The 24,438-nt window shown below is 62.7% G+C and carries 22 protein-coding genes and 1 pseudogene; 2 read left to right on the top strand and 21 right to left on the bottom strand.

The genetic code is table 11. The annotated features are described in order from the left end of the window. Nucleotides 1-30: 30 nt before the first annotated feature. From ACZ9EJ_RS20785 to ACZ9EJ_RS20770, 4 genes are read right to left on the bottom strand one after another with little or no spacing between them, the layout of a single operon-like run. A complete protein-coding gene (locus ACZ9EJ_RS20785) occupies nucleotides 31-2,253 on the bottom strand; it encodes a primosomal protein N' (RefSeq protein ID WP_046640114.1) in 2,223 nt (740 codons plus the stop codon). Nucleotides 2,254-2,302: 49 nt separating this feature from the next. Further along, nucleotides 2,303-3,445, bottom strand: a complete 1,143-nt coding sequence (locus ACZ9EJ_RS20780; RefSeq protein WP_046640115.1) for an AAA family ATPase — start codon at nucleotides 3,443-3,445, stop codon at nucleotides 2,303-2,305. A gap of 41 nt (nucleotides 3,446-3,486) precedes the next feature. Next, entirely contained in the window at nucleotides 3,487-3,924 is a 438-nt protein-coding gene (locus tag ACZ9EJ_RS20775; RefSeq protein ID WP_046640116.1) for a GNAT family N-acetyltransferase, read from the bottom strand. 4 nt (nucleotides 3,925-3,928) lie between these two features. Continuing rightward, entirely contained in the window at nucleotides 3,929-4,858 is a 930-nt protein-coding gene (locus ACZ9EJ_RS20770) for a GNAT family N-acetyltransferase (RefSeq protein WP_046640117.1), read from the bottom strand. Nucleotides 4,859-5,010: 152 nt separating this feature from the next. Here ACZ9EJ_RS20770 and ACZ9EJ_RS20765 point away from each other — a divergent pair, with 152 nt between their 5' ends. After that, complete coding sequence (locus tag ACZ9EJ_RS20765; RefSeq protein WP_046640118.1) at nucleotides 5,011-5,946, top strand: tyrosine recombinase XerC; 936 nt, start codon at nucleotides 5,011-5,013, stop codon at nucleotides 5,944-5,946. Between the two features lie 82 nt (nucleotides 5,947-6,028). Beyond that, nucleotides 6,029-7,108, top strand: a complete 1,080-nt coding sequence (locus tag ACZ9EJ_RS20760) for a TraB/GumN family protein (RefSeq protein ID WP_046640205.1) — start codon at nucleotides 6,029-6,031, stop codon at nucleotides 7,106-7,108. Between the two features lie 13 nt (nucleotides 7,109-7,121). Here ACZ9EJ_RS20760 and ACZ9EJ_RS20755 read toward each other — a convergent pair whose 3' ends face one another. The 17 genes and pseudogenes from ACZ9EJ_RS20755 to sdhD form a co-directional block, all read right to left on the bottom strand. Further along, nucleotides 7,122-7,613, bottom strand: coding sequence for a cytochrome b (locus ACZ9EJ_RS20755; RefSeq protein WP_046633711.1), 492 nt, complete (start codon nucleotides 7,611-7,613; stop codon nucleotides 7,122-7,124). Nucleotides 7,614-7,745: 132 nt separating this feature from the next. Further along, nucleotides 7,746-8,239: pseudogene (locus tag ACZ9EJ_RS20750) on the bottom strand (DUF2867 domain-containing protein). A 184-nt stretch (nucleotides 8,240-8,423) separates the two neighbouring features. Next, the gene (gene lpdA, locus ACZ9EJ_RS20745) at nucleotides 8,424-9,830 is read right to left on the bottom strand and encodes a dihydrolipoyl dehydrogenase (protein ID WP_046633706.1); all 1,407 of its coding nucleotides are present in this window, start codon (nucleotides 9,828-9,830) and stop codon (nucleotides 8,424-8,426) included. Between the two features lie 39 nt (nucleotides 9,831-9,869). Beyond that, nucleotides 9,870-10,361, bottom strand: coding sequence for a hypothetical protein (locus ACZ9EJ_RS20740; protein WP_255743271.1), 492 nt, complete (start codon nucleotides 10,359-10,361; stop codon nucleotides 9,870-9,872). A 16-nt stretch (nucleotides 10,362-10,377) separates the two neighbouring features. After that, nucleotides 10,378-10,794, bottom strand: coding sequence for an MAPEG family protein (locus ACZ9EJ_RS20735; protein WP_037081610.1), 417 nt, complete (start codon nucleotides 10,792-10,794; stop codon nucleotides 10,378-10,380). A gap of 15 nt (nucleotides 10,795-10,809) precedes the next feature. Continuing rightward, nucleotides 10,810-12,048, bottom strand: a complete 1,239-nt coding sequence (gene odhB / locus ACZ9EJ_RS20730) for a 2-oxoglutarate dehydrogenase complex dihydrolipoyllysine-residue succinyltransferase (protein ID WP_046640120.1) — start codon at nucleotides 12,046-12,048, stop codon at nucleotides 10,810-10,812. A gap of 29 nt (nucleotides 12,049-12,077) precedes the next feature. After that, nucleotides 12,078-12,404, bottom strand: coding sequence for a YciI family protein (locus ACZ9EJ_RS20725; RefSeq protein ID WP_046640121.1), 327 nt, complete (start codon nucleotides 12,402-12,404; stop codon nucleotides 12,078-12,080). A 12-nt stretch (nucleotides 12,405-12,416) separates the two neighbouring features. Further along, a complete protein-coding gene (locus ACZ9EJ_RS20720) occupies nucleotides 12,417-15,413 on the bottom strand; it encodes a 2-oxoglutarate dehydrogenase E1 component (protein WP_046631921.1) in 2,997 nt (998 codons plus the stop codon). A 233-nt stretch (nucleotides 15,414-15,646) separates the two neighbouring features. Continuing rightward, nucleotides 15,647-16,552, bottom strand: coding sequence for a succinate--CoA ligase subunit alpha (sucD, locus tag ACZ9EJ_RS20715; protein ID WP_046640122.1), 906 nt, complete (start codon nucleotides 16,550-16,552; stop codon nucleotides 15,647-15,649). Nucleotides 16,553-16,571: 19 nt separating this feature from the next. Next, nucleotides 16,572-17,765 carry an ADP-forming succinate--CoA ligase subunit beta gene (sucC, locus tag ACZ9EJ_RS20710; RefSeq protein ID WP_024163886.1) on the bottom strand — a complete coding sequence of 398 codons (1,194 nt, stop codon included), beginning with the start codon at nucleotides 17,763-17,765 and terminating at the stop codon, nucleotides 16,572-16,574. Nucleotides 17,766-17,801: 36 nt separating this feature from the next. Then, complete coding sequence (gene mdh / locus ACZ9EJ_RS20705; RefSeq protein WP_007757753.1) at nucleotides 17,802-18,764, bottom strand: malate dehydrogenase; 963 nt, start codon at nucleotides 18,762-18,764, stop codon at nucleotides 17,802-17,804. 176 nt (nucleotides 18,765-18,940) lie between these two features. Beyond that, nucleotides 18,941-20,104 carry a cell division protein ZapE gene (gene zapE / locus ACZ9EJ_RS20700; protein ID WP_046640123.1) on the bottom strand — a complete coding sequence of 388 codons (1,164 nt, stop codon included), beginning with the start codon at nucleotides 20,102-20,104 and terminating at the stop codon, nucleotides 18,941-18,943. A gap of 31 nt (nucleotides 20,105-20,135) precedes the next feature. Beyond that, complete coding sequence (locus ACZ9EJ_RS20695; RefSeq protein ID WP_046605394.1) at nucleotides 20,136-20,678, bottom strand: protease inhibitor Inh/omp19 family protein; 543 nt, start codon at nucleotides 20,676-20,678, stop codon at nucleotides 20,136-20,138. Between the two features lie 188 nt (nucleotides 20,679-20,866). Then, nucleotides 20,867-21,646, bottom strand: a complete 780-nt coding sequence (locus ACZ9EJ_RS20690) for a succinate dehydrogenase iron-sulfur subunit (protein ID WP_037081594.1) — start codon at nucleotides 21,644-21,646, stop codon at nucleotides 20,867-20,869. An 11-nt stretch (nucleotides 21,647-21,657) separates the two neighbouring features. Beyond that, on the bottom strand, nucleotides 21,658-22,194 hold the full coding sequence (locus ACZ9EJ_RS20685) for a hypothetical protein (protein WP_251089811.1): 537 nt from the start codon (nucleotides 22,192-22,194) through the stop codon (nucleotides 21,658-21,660). 8 nt (nucleotides 22,195-22,202) lie between these two features. Next, the gene (gene sdhA, locus ACZ9EJ_RS20680; protein ID WP_046640124.1) at nucleotides 22,203-24,047 is read right to left on the bottom strand and encodes a succinate dehydrogenase flavoprotein subunit; all 1,845 of its coding nucleotides are present in this window, start codon (nucleotides 24,045-24,047) and stop codon (nucleotides 22,203-22,205) included. A 6-nt stretch (nucleotides 24,048-24,053) separates the two neighbouring features. Further along, complete coding sequence (gene sdhD / locus ACZ9EJ_RS20675) at nucleotides 24,054-24,434, bottom strand: succinate dehydrogenase, hydrophobic membrane anchor protein (RefSeq protein WP_046631914.1); 381 nt, start codon at nucleotides 24,432-24,434, stop codon at nucleotides 24,054-24,056. Nucleotides 24,435-24,438: the final 4 nt, after the last annotated feature.

Genomic DNA, 24,438 nt, shown 5'->3' with positions numbered 1-24,438 from the left:
AAGCGGTAAACAAGTCGCAAAGAACGGCGATCAAAGAAAACTCTGCGGGTCGATATCGAGCTGGATCTGCACCGAGCCACGCTGTTTCGGGCCATTTTCCAGCATCGCCCGCAGAAACGCCTGCATGTCGGAATTGCGCCGTCCATGCACCAGCAGCCGGAAGCGATGCCGGCCGCGCACCAGCGCCAGCGGCGCTTCCGCCGGCCCCAGCACCGAAATGCCGGTGACTTTTGGCGCGGCGGCCCTGAGGCCTCGAGCATGGGTTTCCGCATCCGCGCGGGTCTCGGCGGAGACGATCAGCGAGGCCAGCCGTCCGAAGGGTGGCAGGATCGCCTTTTCCCGTTCGGCGATCTCCCGCTCGTAGAAGGCCCCGGCATCGCCCGAGACGATCGCCTGCATCACCGGATGCTGCGGCTGGAAGGTCTGCAGCAGGCCATGGCTCTTGAGGCCGGTTCGCCCGGCCCGGCCCGTCACCTGGCTCAGAAGCTGGAAGGTGCGCTCCGCCGCGCGCGGATCGCCGTTGGACAGGCCGAGATCGGCATCGACGATACCGACCAGCGTCATCAGCGGGAAATTGTGGCCCTTGGCGACGAGCTGCGTGCCGATGACGATATCCGCCTCGCCCTTGGCGATCGCCTCCAGCTCGATGCGCATGCGCTTGACACCGCCGAGCAGGTCCGACGACATCACGATCGTCCGCGCGTCCGGAAAATGCTTTTCGACTTCCTCGGCAATGCGCTCGACGCCCGGCCCGCAGGCAACCAGATGGTCCAGCGTGCCGCATTCCGGGCAGGCTTCCGGGGTTCGCTCCGAGTAACCGCACTGATGGCACTGGATCTGGCTCTTGAACCGGTGCTCCACCAGCCAGCTCGAACATTGCGGGCATTGGAACCGGTGGCCGCAGACGCGGCAGAGCGTCAGCGGCGCATAACCGCGCCGGTTGAGGAACAGCAGCGACTGCTCGCCCCGTTCAAGGGTCTTCTTCATGGCCCGCAAGAGCACCGGCGACAGGAAGCCGCCGCGCTCGGGCGGATGTCGCCGCATGTCGACGAGATGCAGGTCCGGCATCGCCGCATCGCCGAACCGGGTCGGCAGGTGCACGGTGTTGTAGCGGCCGGCAAGACCGTTGACCTGGCTTTCCACCGAAGGCGTCGCCGAGACCAGCACGATCGGAAAATCGCCGATCCGGGCGCGCACCACCGCCATGTCGCGCGCGTTGTAGAAGACCCGATCCTCCTGCTTGTAGGCGGGGTCGTGCTCCTCGTCGACGATGATCAGGCCGAGATCCTCGAAGGGAAGGAACAGCGCCGAACGGGCGCCTGCCACCACCTTCACCTCGCCGGTCACCACGCCGCGCCAGACCTTTTCGCGCATGCGCGGGGCAAGATCCGAATGCCATTCGCCGGGCTTGGCGCCGAACCGCTCCTGAAAGCGTTCGAGGAAGCTGGAGGTCAGCGCGATCTCCGGCAGCAGGATCAGCACCTGTTTGCCGCGTCTCAATGTTTCGGCAATCGCCTCGAAATAGACTTCCGTCTTGCCCGAGCCGGTCACGCCGTCGATCAGCGAGGTGGAGAACCCGCCGGCCCGGATCGATTCCAGGATCTCCATGGACGCCTGTTTCTGCGGGCCCTCGATGCGCGGGCTGATATAATCGGGATCGGGCCTCGCCACGACCGGCGGCGGGGGCAGGAACACCGTCTCGAATATGCCTTGCGCGGTCAGTCCATCGACGACGCTCATCGAGACGCCGGCGGCATGCGCCAGCCCGCTGCGGGTCCACGGGATTTCTTCCTCACCGGCAAGATCGAGAACCCGGGCGCGCGCCGGCGTCAACCGCTCCGGCTGGCCGCCAAGATAGCGCAGGCCTTCGACCATCGGCTCTGGATCGAGCGCGGCCGGCGCCCGGATCGCCATGCGCGCCACGAGCCCCGGCGGCGACAGGGTATAGCTCGCCACCCAGTCGACGAAATCGCGCATCTCCTTGGAAAGCGGCGGGCAATCGAAGACGAGGGTCAGCGGCCTCAGCTTCTTCGGATCGAGCTTGTCGTCACTGTCGCCGTCCCAGACGACGCCGATCAACTGCCGCGGGCCGACCGGCACCTGAACCACCGAACCGGGCTCCACATGCACACCTTCCGGCACGGCATAGCTATAGGCGACCGGCACCGGCAGCGGCACCAGCACCGGCACCACCCTCACCAATGACGGCGCTTCAAACAGCGAACCGAAGAGATCGGACGAATCTATGCCCATGGGCGGCGACCATGCCCAAACCCGGAACAAAAGGGAACCCTAAACAGGATTACTCATCGCCGTCCTCGTCGTCGATGACGCCCGTCAGCCGCATGCCCTGGATCCAGGTGGCGCCCTCCTTGCGGATCACCCGCCGCGGCCGCGTGCCGCAACGCTCCTCGACGGCGGAGGCGAGCAGTTCCGAATGGGTAACGATCCAGACCTGGCTGTGGCGGGCGGCCTGCGCGATCATGTCGGCCAGCGGCGGCAGCATGTCCGGATGCAGGCTCGCCTCCGGCTCGTTGAGCGCGATCAGCGGCGGCTGGCGATAGGACATCAACGCCGCCGCAAGCCCGAGGAAACGGATCTGCCCGTCGGAAAGCTCGCGCGGCTGAAAAATCCGTTTGGGGAAATCTGGGAAGACCAGGCCGAATTCGGCATATTCATTCGGCTCAGGCACATACAGTTTCGCCCCGCCGAGAGCTGCGGCAACGGCCTGGTCGAGCTCCACCGTGTCCCCGCGGGTATGCACGAGCGTCGCGAACACCGCCGCCATGTTACCACCGTCCTGATCGAGCAGCGGCGAGGTAACGGCAAGGCAGGGCTGCCGCAGGGTGGAATCCCGATCGGTTCGAAAACCATGGAAGAACCGCCAGCCGTCGATCAATCGCCGAAAGGCGCCGGCTTCCGGATAGTGGCCGGCATCGCCAAGCAGCGCGATTGCCGTTTCTGAGGTCATCGCCTTTTCGGGATACTCCTCCATCCGACCGCTAGTCCCGCGCACCATGATCCCCGGCCCGGTGCGTTTCATCATCGTCACCGGCCGCGAACCGGTTTCAACGACAAGCTCCTCCTCCTTCACCTGCGGCTCGAAGGCAAAGCCCGCCGCATCGATAGGCGGACGAAGCCCCGCCTCGACCCGGTAGCGGAACGTCACAGCCCGCTCTTCGTCAAGAACCTCGACCTCAAGCTTGATGCGGAAATTCTTCTCCTGACGGCGCTGACCAGACCAGAGCGCCGACGCCATGCCGCCTTCGGCAGCGATCTCATAAGCCAGATTTCCGCGCACCGCCGCCTGCACCAGCTGCAGGGCACGGTAGAGATTGGATTTGCCAACGCCGTTCTCGCCGATGAACAGATTGACGCCGGCCAGATCCATCCGGATCGAGCGTAGCGAGCGGTAGTTGGCGGCAAACATCGAGCGAAGCAGCATGCGCTATTCCTAGCCGAAGCGCGGGATGAAAAGATTGACGCTCAAGTGAGGCGCAGCGTATGCGTATAGCTCTCACCGGTCAGCGGCTGAAATCCCATGGCCTGCCAGAAATGGCGGGCATCGTCGCTGCCGGCATGGACCGTCACGACCGTGGTGAAGGAGCGGGCATGTCCGAGCAGCCGCTCGGCCAGACGCCTGCCGACTCCTTTGCCCCGGTATGGCTGCGACACATAAAAGCGGCGCATCCGCAGCCAGTCAGTCCGCGACGGTTCGAGCGTCATCCCTCCGACAGCGATCAACAGGTTCTGATCATGGGCACCGAGCAGGCTTTCGCCGCGTCGCTCGAACCGATTGGTCCCCGAAGACCATTCCTCGGCAATCCGCAGGATATGGTTATAGCCTTCCTGCCTGGCGGCCTCGGCCAGCTGAACGATGTCACCGGTAAGCGGATCGCCGAGCGGCGCAATCACGACACCCATGTCCTCACGCCGCCGACGCCGTCTGCGCCTTCTCGGCGGGCTTGAAGGTCGCATCGCCATCCGCGGCAAGCTCGAACACCGTGTGCTGTTCCAGCGCCTTGGTGACTTCCGTCATATCGCCATCCAGCGCGCTCGGCGGGATCATCCGGCCGACGGTGAAATCGAAATGGTCGCCCTTCTTGTTCAGCAGCTCGTAGAACACCGTCATGTCGCGCAGCTCCGTCGACCACTTGGCGAACCAGTAGAACAGGCCGGAATTGCGCGCCCGCATATGGATCGGCAGGATAGGCAGGTTGTATTTGCGGGCGAGGCTGACGGCGGATGTCTTCCACGGCCGCTCGTTCAGCCGGCCATCCGCCCAATAGGCGATGCGCCCCGAGGGAAACAGCACCATGACCTTGCCGTCCTCGATGGTTTTGTTGGTCAGAACCAGCGTCTCGCGGGCCTTGAGCTTGGTCTTGTGTTCCTCCCGCCATTCGACCGGGATGATCATCTCGGAAAAACGGGGATTGACGCGCACCGCGTCACGATTGGCAAACACCATCATGTCCGGCCGGCGCGACTTCAGCAGGTCGAAGACGGCAACCCCGTCGGCGATCCCGGTCGGATGGTTGCTGACGAGAATGAAGCCTCCCTTTTCGGGAATGCGCTCCGCATTGGCGACCGTCACATCCAGCTTCAGGAGATCGCTCATGTATTCGAAGCACTGGAAGCCGCTGAGCGTCGAGATGTCGTTGGCGAACCTGATCGCTCGTCCATAACGCAGCAGCGTGTAAAGAAAAGGCCGCATCACCGGCCAGAGCGGATTCTGGACGATCCGCTGGCCGCGTTCGGCAATCAGCGTATCGACGATGTGACCGGGTCTGCCTTGTGAAACGAGGGCGATTGTTTCCGCGAACTGTCCAAAAGTGGTCGTAGAATCACGGCGCGCCATAGAAACTCCCGCAGGCAGGACCTGCTTGGTATGGCAGCCCCGTATGATCGAACGATGACATCGTTACCCACGACTAAGGCAGTCTTAGGGATTTTGTAACGCCGTCCAGAGCAATCTGGGGCGCAACCAATCCAAATTCAACGGGGCCGACAGTGAATGAGCTGCTGATTATCGCCGCACCCGATCTGACCGAGAAACGCCGCGAATGGCTGGAGAGCCTGGCAAACGAACGCCGGTTTTCGGAGAACACGCTCGATGCCTATGAGCGCGATACGCGGCAGTTTCTGACGTTTCTGACCCGACATCTGGCAGGCCCGGCAAAAATCTCCGATATCCACACCCTGCGTCCGGCCGACCTGCGCGCCTTCCTGGCATCGCGCCGCCGCGATGGTTCCGGGGCCCGATCGCTCGGCCGGCATCTCGCCGGGCTTCGTTCATTTCTTCGTTATCTCGAGCGCAAGGGCCTGGTGAACGCCGCAGCCGCCGGCGCCATCCGGGCTCCGAAGCAGCCTAAATCCCTGCCGAAGCCGCTGACCGACCGCCAGGCGCTCAACCTCGTCACCACAGGTGCCCAGCTGCAGGAAGAGCCGTGGATCGCCGCCCGCGATGCCGCCGTGCTGACCCTGCTCTATGGCTGCGGCCTGCGTATCTCCGAGGCGCTCGGCCTCCGGCCCAGCGACCTGACGCCGGGCGCGACAACTCTGCGGATCACCGGCAAGGGCGGCAAGACGCGCCTCGTGCCGCTGCTGCAGGTCGTGTTCGACGCGGTCGAGACCTACAAGAAACTCTGCCCCTACCATCTTGAAACCGAGAAGCCACTTTTCAGGGGAGCCCGCGGCGGCCCGCTGCAGCCGGCGATCATCCAGCGGGAAATGCAGAAGCTCCGGAGCGCCTTCGGCCTGCCGGAAACCGCGACGCCGCATGCGCTGCGGCATTCCTTCGCCACTCACCTGCTTGCCGGCGGCGGCGACCTGCGCACCATCCAGGAACTGCTCGGCCATGCCAGCCTTTCGACGACCCAGGTCTATACCGGCGTCGATTCGTCGAGACTGCTGGAAGTCTACGACCGCGCCCATCCCCGCGCCTGAACGAAGTCTTAACCAAATGCGTTAAGCGCTTGTGCAGCCGGCATCGCTAATATCCCGGCAACCTCTCCGGACGGATGACATGATGACTCCCGCCTTTGCCTCTTTCACCGGCGCTTTCATGAAGCGCGCCCAAGGTTTCGTGCTTTGGCTGATCGCCGCGGCCCACGTCGTGGCGCTTGCCTCTCTCCTTCTCGTCCTCGGGTCACTGTCCCCTGCGCGCGCGGAAACGCCCGCATGCGACGGCCGGAACCTCCTCGAAGAGATGAAGGCAGAAAAGTCACCGCTCTACGACCAGATCGTCGCAGAAGCCGCCAAGGTGCCGAACGGCAAGGGCATCTTCTGGAAGATCGAGAAGGACGGGCTGGCGCCATCCTACCTGCTCGGCACCATGCACGTCTCCGATCCGCGGGTTCTGAAAATGCCGCTCGGCGCCGCCGAAGCCCATTCCAAGGCGAAAACGATCATCATCGAATCCGACGAGGTCATCGACGAAAAGAAGGCCATGGCCGCGATGCTGGCGAAGCCCGAACTGATGATGCTGACGGACGGCAGCACGATCGACTCGCTGTTGCCGAAGGACGACGTCGCGCTGCTGGAAGCCGGACTTAAAGCCCGCGGGGTGCCGCTTTCGGCGGTCTCGCGCATGCGGCCGTGGATGCTGATGGCGCTCGTCTCGGTGCCGGCGTGCGAGCTCGCCCGCAAGGCGCAGAACGTCGCCTTCCTCGACAAGAAGGTCGCCGAGCAGGCCACCGCCGAAGGCAAGCCGGTCAAGGGGCTGGAAACGCTCGAAGAGCAGGCGGCGGCGCTGAACGCCATCCCGATAGAACTGCATCTCAAGTCGCTGATCGAGACCATCAAGCTCGGCAAGCGCGTCGACGATGTCTTCGAGACGCTGACCGAAGTCTATCTCTCCGGCGACATCGGCCTTGCCATGCCGATGCTGAAGGCCGTGGCACCCGATGGCACCGAGGACGAAGCCGGTTACGGCGACTTCGAGAACCTCGTCGTCAGCAAGCGCAACCATGTGATGGCCGATCGGGCAGCACCCATCCTCGGCCAAGGCGGCGCCTTCATGGCCGTCGGCGCCCTGCACCTGCCGGGCGAGGAAGGCCTCGTCGAGCTCATCCGGAAACAGGGCTTCAAGGTGATGGCTGTCAATTGACGCCGCCCATCCTTCATCGACCACTCGTCATCCGCTTCAGCACATCGGTCTTCCAGTAGAAATGGTGCACCAGCGCGCCTGCGATATGGGCGACGATCAGTGCCCACATCAGCAGCTTCATCGGCCCTGCATGCGCGAAGGCAGCGGTCTTGTTTCCGAAATAATAGGCGCCGATCCCCGCAAACGGCATCACGAAGAATAGCGCGTAGAATGCCCAATGGCTGATCTTCGCCACCACCCGCAGGAACGGCGGCTCTTGCTCCGGCTCCGGCGGCACGCCCTGGAAGAACCGCAGACAGAGCCGGACGACAGCGAGCACCAGCACGGCGATCCCCACATAGGCGTGGATATTGGCAGCGCCGACCTGTTCCGGCGTCGGCGTCTGGCCGCCGAAGAAAACCCGCCCATAGGTCTCCATCGCCTCGGAGAAGATCAGGTTGAAGAGGATCAGAAGTGCCATCAACCAATGCAGGACACGTTGCGGCACGGAAAAGGATGAAACCATTTTCTTGACCTTTTTCAGAAGGTTAGGACGATGGAAGTCAGTCTAGGGCCATTCGTATGATGCTCAAGCGAAAGTGGCGGTCCTGTCCAAGATTTAATCCTGGAATTGATGATTGGCAAAAACACGCCGTAGTTACCGGGCTTCAGAGCCTGCAAGCCGTTTCCCCACGTTCGAAAGCATCGCCGAAACGATCAAGTTGTGAAACGGTGTGATGACGGCAATGTAAATCCTGCCGAACAGGATCTTGCGCCGCACCAGTGTGGTGACGCCGACCGTTTTGCCTTTCGGACTGTCATCGACATCGACGACGATGCGGAAATCGAGATGATGGTCATCGAACCCGAGCACCGCCTGGTGTGCCGACTGGGAAAGGACCGGAAACAGGCCGATCATCTCCACCGTGTTCGGCGAATGGTACCCGACGACTTGAGGCCGAAAGGCGCGACCGCCGCGTTTCTGATCGCCATCAGGACCCGCGCCCAACGCGGGAAATGTCCGAGCGCAAGCCTGGCAGCCTCGATTGCCGTCAGTTCCCTTGCCGGCACGACGATTTCATAGCGATCCGCCCAATCTGCCAGGGGCAGTGCCGGGTCCGGCAGGCGGGGCGCTGTTTTGGTAGGCGTCATAGACATTTGCATCATGAGTGCCATCGCGATCCTGGATCGTGCCTCACATTAATATGCAACTGCCGCCATCGGTAAACTCGATAAGCGCTGCGGCAATATGGCCGGCGGCTGAATGCGCCTTTCCATAAACGGCAAAGGCCGCCGGATCACAGGATCCGACGGCCTTTGGGTCTGAAGTTCATTCTTACATATGGATCGGCTTGAAGAAGGTCGCGAGTGCGGCTTCCTTGACGGCTTCCGACATGGTCGGGTGGGCGTGGCAGGTGCGGCCGAGGTCTTCCGAGGAACCGCCGAATTCCATCAGCACGGCGATCTCGTGGATCATCTCGCCGGCGCCGAAGCCGACGATATGGCCGCCGAGAACCCGGTCGGTATCCTTGTCGGCCAGGAACTTCACGAAACCGTCGGTCGCCAGCATGGCGCGGGCGCGGCCGTTCGCCGTGAACGGGAACTTGCCGACCTTGTAGGCGATGCCCGCAGCCTTCAGCTCTTCCTCGGTCTTGCCGACGGAAGCGACTTCCGGCTGGGTATAGACGACGCTCGGGATGACGTCGTAGTTCACATGGCCGTGCTGGCCGGCGAGGATTTCCGCCATCGCCACACCTTCGTCTTCCGCCTTGTGGGCAAGCATCGGCCCCTTGACCACGTCGCCGATCGCATAGATGCCCTCGACATTGGTCTTGAAGTGGCCATCGATCTCGACGCGGCCGCGGTTGTCCAGCTTGACGCCCGCTTCTTCCAGGCCGAGGCCCGCCGTGTAGGGCTTGCGGCCGGTAGAGATGAGCACGACATCGGCTTCCAGCGTCTGGGCGTCGCCGCCCTTGACCGGCTCGTAGGTGACCTTGGCGCCAGTGGCGGTCTTTTCGACACCGGTGACCTTGGCATCCGTGCGGATGTCCATGCCCTGCTTGGCCATCATCCGCTGGAACTGCTTGGAGACTTCGCCGTCCATGCCGCCGAGCAGCTTGTCGAGATATTCGATGACGGTGACCTTGGCGCCGAGGCGCGACCAGACTGAGCCGAGCTCCATGCCGATGACGCCGCCGCCGACCACGATCAGATGCTGCGGCACCTTTTCAAGCGCGATACCGCCGGTGGACGAGATGATCACCTTCTCGTCGATCTCGACATTGACGCCCGGAATGCCCGCAACGTCGGAGCCGGTGGCGATGACGATGTTCTTGGTTTCGAGTTCCTGGACCTTGCCGTCGTCGCCGGTCACCGAGACCTTGCCGGCCGAGACGATCTTGCCGGTGCCGATGAAACCGTCGATCTTGTTCTTCTTGAACAGGAAGGAGACGCCGTCGACGTTCGACTTAACGGTCGCGTCCTTGTGGGCCATCATCTTTTCGAGGTTGAGCTTCGGAGCCGAGACCTCGACGCCGAGCGCGTCCATGCCGTGGGCGGCGTGGGCGAACATTTCGGAGGCGTGCAGCAGCGCCTTGGAGGGGATGCAGCCGATGTTGAGGCAGGTCCCGCCATAGGTGGCGCGCTTTTCCACGACCGCGACCTTGAGGCCGAGCTGGGCGGCCTTTACCGCGCAGACGTAACCGCCGGGGCCGCTTCCGATTACGACGAGATCATATGCCATCACAAATCCTTCTCTTGATAACCCGCGGAGGAGCCTCGCTCACGCCGCCTTGCATTCCTTGAATTCGTAGAGATCCCAGGGCACTTGCCTGAGACCGCTCTTGCCCCACAGCGCCGAATGGCGGATCGCCGGGCCGAAACCCGGCATCAGGATCGCGTCCGGTGCCGGGGTATTCGCCGCGCCCAATATGTCGATATGGCCGGTCGCCACATCAAGGGCGTAGGGAACCCCGGTCCAGACGGTGCAGGCCCTGAGCTCCGCGCCCGTCGCATCGCCCTGCGGGCAGTTGTTCGTCACCATGCCGCCCGGGCGCCTGGATTCCTCGTCGTACATCACGTTGCCGTCGAGCTTCAGCTTGGCCCCAGTGATCGTGAAGAGGTGGCTGACCACAGCCGCATCCGAACCGACCGGCTTGAAGGCGAGCACCGTTCCGGCTTCCGCCTCGACGAAGACCGCCTTCTCGATCGCGCACCGCTCCGCCGCCACGGCCATGCTCGGCACCAGGCAGAAAATCGGAAGCCATGTTTTCAAGGACGCGATCATGGGGTCACCGGAACAGCGCGATGGTCATGGCGAGAAGCCCGATCAGGCTCACCGTCCAGACGAGGGACCGGATATAGGGCACGCCACCCATATAGAGCGGAATATAGACGACCCGCGAAACAAGCCAGATCCAGCCGCCGATCAGCCCCCACCCGGATGCGTCGTCGCCGGCAAAGGCGACGCCCAGCAGAAGCCCGACGAAGGCCGGGTAGGTTTCCTGAAAATTCTTCGATGCCCGCTCCGCGCGGCCGGCGAACCTGCCCTTCGGTGCCAGCCCCGCGTCCCGCGGCCCGGCATTCCACTCCGAGCCGAGTTCGCGGGTGGAGAGCGTACCCTGCAGCAGGACATGGAAGACCAGAAGGACAACGCTCAAGGCCAGCAGCGTCATGTACGGCGTTGCGGTGACCCCGAGCGTTTCCATAGGTTCGTTCCCGTCTTAGAGATCGAGAACCAGGCGTTCCGGATCTTCGAGGCTTTCCTTGACGCGCACGAGGAAGGTCACCGCTTCCTTGCCGTCCACCATGCGGTGGTCGTAGGAGAGCGCCAGATACATCATCGGACGGATGACGATCTGGCCGCCGATGACCACCGGACGGTCCTGGATCTTGTGCATGCCGAGAATGCCGGACTGCGGCGCGTTGAGGATCGGCGAGGACATCAGCGAGCCGTAGACGCCGCCGTTCGAGATGGTGAACGTACCGCCCTGCATGTCGGCCATGGAAAGCGCGCCGTCACGGGCGAGCTTGCCGAGGCGGCCGATATCCTTCTCGATTTCGGCAATCGACATCTGGTCGGCATTGCGCACGACCGGAACCACGAGGCCCTTGTCGGTGCCGACGGCGACGCCGACATGGCAGTAGTTCTTGTAGATGATGTCGGTGCCGTCGATCTCGGCGTTGACGGCCGGCAGTTCCTTCAGCGCGTGGGTGACGGCCTTGGTGAAGAAGCCCATGAAGCCGAGCTTCACACCATGCTTCTTCTCGAACACGTCCTTGTAGCGGTTGCGCAGGTCCATGACCGCCTTCATGTCCACCTCGTTGTAGGTGGTCAGCATGGCGGCGGTGTTCTGCGCGTCCTTGAGGCGGCGGGCGATCGTCTGGCGCAGGCGCGTCATCTTCACGCGCTCTTCGCGGGATGCGTCGTCAGCCGAGGAAACCGGGCGCGGTGCCGCCGGAGCAGCAGGCGCGGCGGCCGGAGCGGAAATGCCCTTGGCGACGGCGGCGATCACATCACCCTTCAGGACCTGGCCACGCTTGCCCGAACCATCGATATCGGCGGTCGAGATGTTGCTGTCCGCAGCGATCTTGGCGGCAGCCGGAGCCGGCGGCATCGAGGTGGCGGCAGCGGCGGCCGGTGCCGGAGCAGCCGGTTCGGCAGCCTTGGCCGGTGCGGCTTCCGCGGGCTTTGCAGCCGGGGCGGCGGTCGCGGCACCAGCAGCACCTGCGGCGATCTGGCCGAGCAGGGCGCCGAGGCCGACGGTCTCGCCGTTGGCGGCGACGATCTCGGTCAGGACGCCGGCAGCCGGCGACGGAACCTCGACCGTCACCTTATCCGTTTCGAGCTCGAGGAGCGGCTCGTCGGCCTTGACCGTGTCGCCGACCTTCTTGAACCAGGTGCCGACGGTCGCCTCGCTGACGGATTCTCCGAGGGTTGGGACGCGGATTTCAGTGGCCATTGTGTAAGTTCCTGAATGGTTGTTTTCGTTTAGACGGCGGCCGCGGCACCCGCCGCAGACGTCCGAAGAATGATGGATGGCATGGGAGACGTTTCGAAGCGGAAGCCTAAAGCCGCCTTGATCACCGGATCGTTGTCACCGAGCGCCTGGGCGGCGGCCGCATCCGCAGCCTCCACCACCGCGATGCCAAAAGCCCCGCCTTCCGAGAAGACGGGACCGACAGCGATCGCGGCGCCGGTTTCCGCATGGCCATGCCAATAGGCGGCGTGGGCCTGCATCGCCGTCATTTCCTCCGGCGTTGCGTCATGCGGAAAACTCGGCCGAGGCGGAACGAGCTTCAGGTGAAAATAGGCCATCCGCCTTACCCCTCAGCCGCCCAGCGCGTCTTCGAGGAAGGCTTCGAGCTGTGCGAGATGCTTCGACATCTGGCCCGTTGCAGGCGAGGCCGCTGCCGGCCGGCCCGTGTAGCGGACGCGCTGATACTTGGCATCGATATGCGCCAGAACCCATTCCAGGTACGGGTCGATGAACGACCATGCACCCATGTTCTTCGGCTCTTCCTGGCACCAGACCATTTCCGCGTTGCGGAAGCGGGAAAGCTCATTGATCAGGGCCTTGGCCGGGAACGGATAAAGCTGTTCGATGCGCAGCAGGTAGATGTCGTCGATGCCGCGCTTTTCGCGCTCTTCGAGCAGGTCGTAATAGACCTTGCCGGTGCAGAGCACGACACGACGGATCTTGGCGTCCTTCTGCAGCTTGATCGGACCATCCTTGATGACTTCCGCATCGTCCCAGAGCAGACGATGGAAGGAAGACTCGCCGGCCATTTCGGCAAGCGTCGAGGTGGCCCGCTTGTGGCGCAGCAGGGACTTCGGCGTCATCAGGATGAGCGGCTTGCGGAAGTCGCGCTTCGTCTGACGGCGCAGGATGTGGAAGTAGTTCGCCGGCGTCGTGACGTTTGCGACCTGCATGTTGTCTTCGGCGCACATCTGCAGCCAGCGCTCAAGGCGAGCCGAGGAGTGTTCCGGACCCTGGCCTTCATAGCCATGCGGCAGAAGGCAGACGAGGCCGGACATGCGCAGCCACTTGCGTTCGCCCGACGAGATGAACTGGTCGAACACGACCTGCGCACCGTTGGCGAAGTCGCCGAACTGGGCTTCCCAGAGGGTCAGCGCATTCGGACGGGCGAGCGAATAGCCATATTCGAAGCCGAGGACCGCCTCTTCCGAAAGCATCGAGTTGATGACTTCGTAACGGGCCTGGGTCGGCGACAGGTTGGCGAGCGGGATATAACGCTCTTCCGTGTCCTGATCGTAGAGAACCGAGTGGCGTTGGCTGAACGTGCCGCGTTCGCAATCCTGGCCGGAAAGGCGGATCTTGGTGCCTTCGACGGCAAGCGAGCCGAATGCCAGGGCTTCCGCCATGGCCCAGTCGATGCCTTCGCCGGTCTCGACCATCTGGGCGCGGTTTTCCATGAAACGCTTGATGGTGCGGTGGGCGTTGAAGCCTTCCGGAATGGTCGCAAGCTTGCGGCCGATCTCACGCAATTCCTTCATCGGCATGGCGGTCTTGCCACGGCGCTGTTCGTCGGCATTGTCGGCCGAGCGCAGGCCCGACCACTGGCCGTCCAGCCAGTCGGCCTTGTTCGGCTTGTAGCTCTGGCCGGCTTCGAATTCGGTTTCCAGATGTGCGCGCCAGTCGGCCTTCATCTTCTCGAATTCGCCGTCGGTGACAAGGCCTTCGGCGATCAGGCGGTCCGCATAGATCTGCGCGACCGTCTTGTGGGCGCGGATGACCTTGTACATCTTCGGCTGCGTGAACGCCGGCTCGTCGCCTTCGTTATGGCCGAAGCGGCGGTAGCAGAACATGTCGATGACCACCGGCTTGTGGAACTTCATCCGGTATTCGGTGGCGACCTTGGCGGCATAGACGACCGCTTCCGGATCGTCGCCGTTGACGTGGAAGATCGGCGCCTCGATCATCTTGGCGACGTCGGACGGATAGGGCGACGAACGCGAGAAGGCCGGATTGGTGGTGAAGCCGATCTGGTTGTTGACGATGACGTGCATCGTGCCGGCGACGCGGTGGCCGCGCAGGCCCGAAAGGCCGAGGATTTCGGCGACGACACCCTGGCCCGCAAACGCGGCATCGCCGTGCAGCAGCAGCGGCAGAACCTTGGAGCGTTCCTTCAGCGGAATGATGTCGCCGTCCCAGGCCTTGGCAAGCATGTCCTGCTTGGCGCGGGCCTTGCCCATGACGACCGGGTTGACGATTTCCAGATGCGACGGGTTGGCCGTCAGCGACATGTGAACCTTGTTGCCGTCGAATTCACGGTCCGACGAAGCGCCGAGATGGTACTTCACGTCGCCCGAACCTTCGACTTCGTCGGGCTTGAACGAACCGCCCTTGAACTCGTGGAAGACGGCGCGGTGCGGCTTGTGCATGACGTTGGTCAGCACGTTCAGGCGGCCGCGATGCGGCATGCCGAGAACGACTTCTTCAAGGCCTTCCTGGCCGCCGCGCTTGATGATCTGTTCGAGCGCCGGGATCAGCGATTCACCGCCGTCGAGGCCGAAGCGCTTGGTGCCCTTGAACCGGACGTCGAGGAACTGTTCGTAACCTTCGGCTTCGACCAGCTTGGAAAGGATCGCCTTCTTGCCTTCCGGGGTGAACTCGACACCCTTGCCAGGGCCTTCGATGCGCTCCTGGATCCAGGACTTCTCTTCCGGATTGGAGATATGCATGAATTCGACGCCGAGCGTCGAGCAATAGGTCCGCTCAAGGATCTCGATCATTTCGCGGAGCGTCGCGTGTTCGAGGCCGAGCACGTTGTCGATGAAGATCTTGCGGTCGTAGTCGGCTTCGGTGAAGCCGTAGGCCGTCGGAGAAAGCTCGTTATAGTCGTCGACCGCGCTGGCAATGCCGAGCGGGTCCAGCTTGGCGTGCAGGTGGCCGCGCATGCGGTAGGCGCGGATCATCATGATGGCGCGGACGCTATCGCGCGTCGCCTGCAGCACATCGGTTTCGCTGACCGGCTTGCCGGTCGCGGCAGCAGTTGCTTCCGCCTTCGCCTTGACCTTGGTTTCGATTGCCTTTTCGACGAGCGGCCAGTTGCCGTCGAGCGCCGAAACCAGCTCGCCATTGGCCGTGATCGGCCAGTTCTTGCGCTGCCAGGATGCCCCCTTCGCCGCCGCCTTCACATCGTCCGGGTTGTCGGCGAGTGCCTTGAAGAAGGCCTGCCATTCCGGCGCGACGGATGTCGGGTCGTCTTCATACCGGGCATGAAGCTGCTCGATATAGGCCGCGTTCTGTCCGTCGAGGAAAGAGGTGATGAGGAACTGCTCGTTGGCTTCTTGCCGTGCCATGGTTATCTGCGGGCGCCGCGCCCGCCTCCTGACGTAATCGGAACCGAAGATGTCTCCGGCCTCCGCATTTTCTTGGTCTTCGTCTTGGTACCGAACCGCGCTTGGCGGTCACGCGCCCACAAAATTGAGAGACGCAAAACATGGACAGGCGAAGCATATGGCGCTTCGCCTGTCCGAAGCTTGTCGGATCAATCGCCACCTATCTATCGGCGGCGAGTGTCCTTTATGTGGCGTCAGCCCTTGAGGACTTCAACCAAGGTCTTGCCGAGACGGGCCGGAGAAGGCGACACCTTGATGCCTGCCGATTCCATCGCCGAGATCTTCGATTCCGCATCGCCCTTGCCGCCGGAAACCACTGCGCCGGCATGGCCCATGGTGCGGCCCTTCGGTGCGGTACGGCCTGCAATAAAGCCGGCCATCGGCTTGCTGCGGCCCTTCTTGGCTTCGTCTTTCAGGAACTGCGCCGCGTCTTCTTCAGCCGAACCGCCGATTTCGCCGATCATGATGATCGAGGTCGTGGCCGGGTCGGCCAGGAACATTTCCAGGACGTCGATGAACTCGGTGCCCTTGACCGGGTCGCCGCCGATGCCGACAGCCGTCGTCTGGCCGAGGCCTTCGTTCGAGGTCTGGAACACGGCTTCGTAGGTGAGCGTGCCCGAACGGGAAACGATGCCGACCGAACCCTTGCGGAAGATCGAGCCCGGCATGATGCCGATCTTGCATTCTTCCGGCGTCAGGATGCCCGGGCAGTTGGGGCCGAGCAGGCGCGACTTGGAGCGGTCGAGGCGAGCCTTGACGCGGACCATGTCCATGACCGGAATGCCTTCGGTGATGCAGGTGATGAACGGGACTTCGGCCTCGATGGCTTCGATGATCGCGTCTGCTGCACCTGCCGGCGGAACGTAGATCACGGTCGCGTCGGCGCCGGTCCGTTCCTTGGCTTCGGCAACCGAGGTGAAAATCGGCAGCGACGTACCGTCGACGCCGGACGACCACGATTCGCCGCCCTTCTTGGGATGAACGCCACCCACCATCTTGGTGCCGTAGTAGGCGAGCGCCTGCTCCGTATGAAAGGTGCCGGTCTTCCCGGTCAGGCCCTGGACGATGACCTTGGTGTCTTTGTTGACGAGAATAGACATTGGTTCCGGTCCTTCCAGGTTAGGCTTCGATCGCCGCGACGATCTTCTTCGCCGCGTCGTCAAGGTCGTCAGCCGCCGTGATGGCGAGACCGGACTCGTTGAGGATCTTCTTGCCGAGCTCGACATTGGTGCCTTCGAGGCGCACGACGAGCGGAACCTTCAAGCCGACTTCCTGCACTGCCGCGACAACGCCTTCGGCGATGACGTCGCAGCGCATGATGCCGCCGAAGATGTTGACGAGGATGCCCTCGACCTTCGGGTCCGCCGTGATGATCTTGAAGGCCGCAGCGACCTTCTCCTTGCCGGCGCCGCCGCCGACGTCGCAGAAGTTAGCCGGCTCCTTGCCGTAGAGCTTGATGATGTCCATCGTCGCCATGGCGAGACCGGCACCGTTGACCATGCAGCCGATATTGCCGTCGAGGGCCACGTAAGCGAGATCCCACTTGGAGGCCTCGATTTCCTTGGCGTCTTCTTCGGTCTCGTCGCGCAGCGCCTTGACGTCGTCGTGGCGGAACAGCGCGTTGCCGTCGAACGACATCTTGGCGTCGAGAACGCGCAGGTGACCATTCTTCATGACGATCAGCGGATTGATCTCGAGAAGAGCCATGTCCTTCTCGTTGAAGGCCTTGTAGAGCAGCGGGAAGAGCGACTTGGCGTCTTCGGCTGCAGCCCCGTCGAGTTCCAGAGCCTTGGAGATCGCAGCGATGTCAGCAGCAGTTACGCCGGCTTCCGGATCGATGGCGATCGTGTGGATCTTTTCAGGGGTATCGTGGGCAACAGCTTCGATGTCCATGCCGCCTTCGGTCGAAACGACGAATGCGACGCGGCCGACCGAGCGGTCAACCAGCAGCGAGCAATAGAGTTCGCGGGCGATGTCGGCGCCGTCTTCGATGTAGAGGCGGTTGACCTGCTTGCCGGCTTCACCGGTCTGGGCGGTCACCAGCGTGTTGCCGAGCATTTCCTTGGCATGCGCCTTGGCTTCCTCGATCGAGAAGGCCAGGCGAACGCCGCCCTTGGCGTCGGGGCCGAGTTCCTTGAACTTGCCCTTGCCGCGACCGCCGGCATGGATCTGGCTCTTGACGACGTAGAGGGGGCCGGGAAGCGACTTCGCAGCAGCCTCGGCCTCTTCAGCCTTTAGGATCGCGACACCTTCCGCAACCGGCGCACCATAGCCCTTCAGCAGAGCCTTGGCCTGATATTCATGAATGTTCATGGGTTTATCCCTGTTTCGATGACTTCAGCGCGTCGATTACTTGAGAGCGGGCGCGATGTTGATGCAGGCTTCGCAGAGGCCGGCAACAGCGCCGACGGACTTCTGGAAGGCGGCTTCTTCGTCCTTGTTGAACTCGACTTCGATGATGCGCTCGACGCCGCCGGCACCGATGATCGTCGGAACGCCGACATACATGTCCTTCACGCCGTACTGGCCGGAGAGATAGGCGGCAGCCGGGAGAACGCGCTTCTTGTCCTTGAGGAAGGATTCAGCCATTTCGATCGCCGAGGCGGCCGGGGCGTAATAGGCAGAACCGGTCTTCAGCAGGCCGACGATCTCGGCGCCGCCGTCACGGGTGCGCTGGATGATTTCTTCGAGGCGCTCCTTGGTGACCCAGCCCATCTTGACGAGGTCGGTGAGCGGAACGCCGCCGACGGTCGAGTAACGGGCGAGCGGCACCATCGTGTCGCCATGGCCGCCGAGAACGAAGGCGGTGACGTCCTGGACGGAGACGTTGAATTCTTCGGAGAGGAAGAGACGGAAGCGAGCCGAGTCGAGCACGCCGGCCATGCCGACGACCATGTTCTTCGGCAGGCCCGAGAACTTCTGGAGAGCCCAGACCATCGCGTCGAGCGGGTTGGTGATGCAGATCACGAAGGCGTTCGGGGCATATTTCTTGATGCCGGCGCCGACCTGTTCCATGACCTTCAAGTTGATGCCGAGCAGGTCGTCGCGGCTCATGCCCGGCTTGCGGGCGACGCCGGCGGTGACGATACAGACATCTGCGCCTTCAATGGCCGCGTAATCGCTGGCGCCGGAAAGCTTGGCATTGAAGCCCTCGACCGGGCCGGACTGGGCGATATCGAGGCCCTTGCCCTGCGGAATGCCGTCGGCGATGTCGAAGAGGACGATGTCGCCCAGTTCCTTCAGGCTGGCGAGATGTGCCAGCGTGCCACCAATCATGCCAGAACCAATAAGTGCGATCTTCTTGCGCGCCATCGAAAAGCTTCCTTTCGAGATCCGAATCCATGGCAGACTACGGCTCGCCTACCAATGTGCCAGACCGCATACCGCCATCCGCCCAAAATGGCAATCGATTATTTTCCGCTCAAGTTTTTCAATCGGTTAGATGTTAAAATTCTTACGTAAACGTAAGAATTTCTGTCACCAAACCGTTAAACTCGGCGGCGGTTTTCCTGGTGCAGTGCAAGATAATCGGGGCTGCGCATCTCGAAAAGACGCGAGACGGTGCGGTCGAACTCGAAGCCTTCTGTGCCTTTTCGCTCCAGGAGGATATGCTCCGGCGCCGTTGCCGCAGAGACGTAGAGCCGTACCGTGTGGTCGTAGAGCGCATCGACAAGATTGATGAGCCGCTTGGTTTCGTTACGCTTCTCCGGCCCGAGCTGCGGAACGTGCTCGACGAAGATGGCGTCGAAGCGATCGGCGAGCGCCAGATAGTCCGACGCCCCGAGCGGCTTGCCGCAGATGTCCTTGAAATCGAAACGCGCCGCCCGACCCGCCGCCGACGGCACATGGATGCTGCGGCCCTTCATCGGGATTTCGGCGGGTGCCGCCTTCTCGCCGTCGGTCACCTGATGCCAGGCGGATTCCATTGCTGCATCGGCGCGCGCATCGAGCGGCGTCACATAGACCGGCAGGCTTGCGAGCTTCTGCATGCGGTAGTCGTTGGGAGAATCGAGGGTGACCACGTCCACATAGCGGTTGAGCAGCGCGATGAACGGCATAAACAGCCCGCGGTTCAGCCCATCCCTGTAGAGATCGTCCGGCGCCACGTTCGAGGTCGCGACCAGCACACAGCCGAGCCCGAACAGCTCGGTGAACAACCGCGCCAGGATCATCGCATCGGTGATGTCGGTGACCGAGAATTCGTCGAAACAGAGAAGCTCCGCCTCCGCAAACAGTGCGGCGGCGACCGGCGGCACGGGATCCGCCTGCTTGGTCTCGCCGCGCTTCAGCTTCTGCCGGTGTTCGTGGATGCGGTTGTGCACATCCGCCATGAATTCGTGGAAATGCGCCCGGCGTTTCTTGGTCGTCGGGGCCTTCTTGAAGAACATGTCCATCAGCATGGTCTTGCCGCGCCCGACGCTGCCATGCACGTAAAGACCGCGGATTTCGCGCGGCCGGCCGCCGCCCTTGGCAAAAAGCCAGCCGAGCGAGCTCTTTTTCTTGGCCGGTTTCGTCTCGCGAAGGCAGGTCAAGAGATGGTCGAGCTTGGCGGCAACCGCGAGCTGGGCCCTGTCGGCGGTCAACACGCCCGAGACGGTCAGGGCCTTCAGCTCCTCACCGACGCTCGTTGTGTATTCGGGAATGGGTTCCAACCGGACGCCCTCGGATACTGCGGGGAACCGCCTAGCGGCTGAGGCTGACCGGCTGGCCTGAGTTCATCGTACCGTCGAAGCGGTTCTCGGCGCTCTTGTAGACCCGTCCGATCACGTCGCCGGCCCGGTTCTTGAACTGCACCATCTTGCCCGACACATCCCAGGAGCCCATGGCCGTCAATTCGCCAGCGCAGCCGCGGGTACCGCCGCGCGAACCGCCACCGAGATTGGTGAGCGTCAGGAACATGTCGCAGGACGAACCGGAATTGGACACACGCCAGTTACCGACCATCGCTTCCTTCTTGATGTCGAGCGCAGTCGCAGGTGGTGCGGCCGCATTGGCCGACGCCATGGCAGGATTTGCGCCAGGCGCGCTCGGAAACTGGGAGGAACCTGCGGTGCCGGGAGGCGGCGGCAGCTGTCCGCCCTGAACGGACGGTACGGGCTGCGCCTGAAGCGGCGCCGGCTGAGAAGGCTGGGCGGGCAGATCACTATAGGGGCTATAGGAAGTGCGCTGGCAACCGGCCAGTGCCAAGGCAAGAACAAGTCCCGTCGCCACGTATCTGAACTGCATCATCTAACTCCTGCTTTCAGCTTGACCCGCCACCGATGCCACTGAATTGAGACCGAATTATCGTAAACCACCTTGGTTAATCAAGTCGTACTGGAACAATTCGGCATGCTCGATCAAGAAGAATGCTGCAATGCATCCGGTCCCGCCGACGCGGGGACCGAATAAGGCATCAAATTGTCGAGAACGCCTCAGACGCGACGCTCGACCATCATCTTCTTGATTTCGGCGATCGCCTTTGCCGGGTTCAGGCCCTTGGGGCAGGTCTGGGCACAGTTCATGATCGTATGGCAGCGATAGAGCCGGAACGGATCCTCGAGATTGTCGAGGCGCTCGCCCTTGGCTTCGTCGCGGCTGTCGATCAGCCAGCGATAGGCCTGCAGCAGGGTGGCCGGGCCGAGATAACGGTCGCCGTTCCACCAATAGCTCGGACAGGAGGTCGAGCAGCAGGCGCAGAGGATGCACTCGTAGAGGCCGTCGAGCTTCTGGCGGTCTTCGTGGCTCTGCTTCCATTCCTTGGCCGGCGGCGGTGAAACCGTCTTCAGCCACGGCTCGATCGAGCGGTGCTGGGCGTAGAAGTTGGTGAGGTCCGGAACCAGGTCCTTGACGACCGGCATATGCGGCAGCGGATAGACCTTCACGGTGCCCTTCACGTCGTCCATGCCCTTGGTGCAGGCGAGCGTGTTGGTGCCGTCGATGTTCATGGCGCAGGAGCCGCAGATGCCCTCGCGACAGGAGCGGCGCAGCGTCAGCGTCGGGTCGATATTGTTCTTGATGTAGAGCAGACCGTCGAGAACCATCGGGCCGCAATCGTCGACATCGATGTAATAGGTATCGATGCGCGGGTTCTGGCCGTCATCCGGGCTCCAGCGGTAGATGCGGAATTCCCGGACGTTCTTGGCGCCGGCCGGCTTCGGCCAGGTCTTGCCTTCGGTCATCTGAGAGTTCTTGGGGAGAGCGAGTTCAACCATGTTTGTTTTCCTTACATGTGACCGGCAGGCCGAATTGCTTTACTGGCGATATGTTCGGCCTCGACCTTATTGTAGGTCCGCATATCCCTAAGTTCGTTTCCATAGGTCCATTTAAGACCCCATCGGCATTCATCGCTATCGCATCTTGCATTCTTCGGTTCGATCAGCGCTAGCCGAAAGGCTTCGCCGCCAATCTCGCCCGTAATTGAACCCGTTCGTCCATGTGGTGCCGAAATCAGCTCAAAGCTTCCAGCTCGGCCATCAAGACAATAGAGGCGACCCTTGTAAGTCGCATTTTTGACCTGCAGCCCGAGCACGGAAATACCGGAGCGCAGTTCCGTATATCGTCCTTGGCACTCTTGCTTATCGGGAGAACCGAGAGCCAGCGTCCCACCCGGCTCGTTGCGCGCGCTCACCTTACCAATAAGTGGCTTTCCAGTTGCGGTGTACGCGCCTTCAACGCCGTTCACGAAAATGAACGAACATCCGGCGAGCATCAAAACGCTTACCCCCAACGCCGCCAAGGATACGATATCAATGCGCGCCACAATTTACCTCAATAAACACGTGCCTTCGGCTCGATCTTGTAAGGATCGATGCCTTCGGCGATGAGCTCGGTGTGAACCGGGCGGTAGTCGAGCTTGACGTCGCCGCTGTCGCTGACCCAGGCAAGCGTGTGCTTGCGCCAGTTCTCGTCGTCGCGGCCGCCGAACGGGCCGGATGTGTAGTCCTCGCGGGCGTGGGAGCCGCGGCTTTCCTTGCGAGCTTCCGCGCCGACCACCGTGGCAATCGCGTTCGCCATCAGGTTTTCGAGTTCCAGCGTCTCGACCAGGTCTGAATTCCAGATCATCGAACGGTCGGTGACCTTGATGTCCTTCAGCTCGCCCCAGATCGCCGACATGCGCTTGCAGCCCGATTCCAGCGATTCCTGGGTGCGGAACACGGCAGCATCGTCCTGCATGGTGCGCTGCATCTTGTCGCGCAGAACCGCAGTCGGCGTACCGCCATTGGCGTTCCGCAGGCGGTCGAAGCGGTCCATGATCTTGTCGCAGGCAGCGATGTTGAGCGCCGGGATCGGCTCGGCCTTGTTGATCACCTCGCCGGCGCGGATCGCGGCGGCGCGGCCGAAGACCACGAGGTCGATCAGCGAGTTGGAGCCGAGGCGGTTGGCGCCGTGAACCGAGGCACAGCCCGCTTCGCCGACGGCCATCAGGCCCGGCAGAAGCCGTTCCGGATTGTTGCTGTCGGCGTTCAAGACTTCACCCCAGAAATTGGTCGGGATGCCGCCCATGTTGTAGTGGACGGTCGGGAGAACCGGGATCGGCTCGCGGGTCACATCCACGCCCGCAAAGATCTTGGCGCTCTCGGAAATGCCCGGCAGGCGTTCGTGCAGAACGGCCGGATCGAGATGGTCGAGATGCAGGAAGATGTGGTCCTTGTTCTTGCCGACGCCGCGGCCTTCGCGGATTTCCAGCGTCATGCAGCGAGAAACCACGTCGCGCGAGGCAAGGTCCTTGGCCGAAGGTGCGTAGCGCTCCATGAAGCGTTCGCCCTCGGAATTCACGAGGTAACCGCCTTCGCCGCGCGCGCCTTCGGTGATCAGACAGCCCGAACCGTAGATGCCGGTCGGGTGGAACTGCACGAATTCCATGTCCTGCAGGGGCAGGCCGGCACGCGCCACCATGCCGCCGCCGTCGCCGGTGCAGGTATGGGCAGACGTTGCCGAGAAATAGGCGCGGCCGTAACCGCCGGTCGCCAGCACCACCATCTTGGCGGCGAAGCGGTGGATCGTGCCGTCGTCGAGGTTCCACGCAACGACGCCGGTGCAGCGGCTGCCGTCATCCGACATGATCAGATCGAGCGCGAAATATTCGATGAAGAATTCCGCGTTGTTCTTCAGCGACTGGCCGTAGAGCGTGTGCAGGATGGCGTGGCCGGTACGGTCCGCCGCAGCGCAGGTGCGCTGCACCGGCGGGCCGGCGCCGAAATTCTGCATATGGCCGCCGAACGGCCGCTGGTAGATCTTGCCCTCTTCATTGCGCGAAAAGGGCACGCCGTAATGCTCGAGTTCGTAGACGGCCTTCGGCGCTTCCATGACCATGTACTGCATGGCATCGACGTCGCCGAGCCAGTCGGAGCCCTTGACGGTGTCATAGAGGTGCCACTGCCAGCTGTCCGGCGTCATGTTCTGCAGCGACGCTGCAATACCACCCTGTGCCGCGACGGTGTGCGACCGGGTGGGGAAAACCTTGGTGATGCAGGCGGTCTTGAAACCCTGTTCGGCCATGCCGAGCGTGGCGCGAAGGCCAGCACCACCGGCGCCGACGACGATCACGTCATAGGAATGGTCGACATAGGTATAGGCTTTGCCGTTCTGGGCGATGGGGGTGACTGATGCCATGACGGGTTATCCTGCGAATGCGATTTTCAGAACGGCGAACAGACAGAGCCCGGCGATCAAAATCGAGAAGAAGGTGTTGAGCATGATCAGCGCGACCTTGGCGAATTCGCCGTGCACATAGTCCTCGATGATCACCTGCATGCCGAGCTTCATGTGAATGACGCCGGAGATGACGATGAGGCCCATGACGACGGCGACGAACGGGTTCGACAGCGCGGCGATCACTTCCGGATAGGGCTTTCCGGCATAGATGATCATGAAGATGGCGAAGAAGATCATCAGCGGCACGTTGGCGACGGCCGTCAGGCGCTGGCGCCAGAAATGATCGGTGCCGTCCTTGGCGGAGCCCAGTCCGCGGACTTTTCCGAGCGGGGTACGCATATCCATGGAT

This window comes from Neorhizobium sp. USDA 3394 (assembly GCF_056280385.1).
Note: the sequence above shows the minus strand (reverse complement) of the source record. Positions and strands in the feature narration are given on the sequence as shown.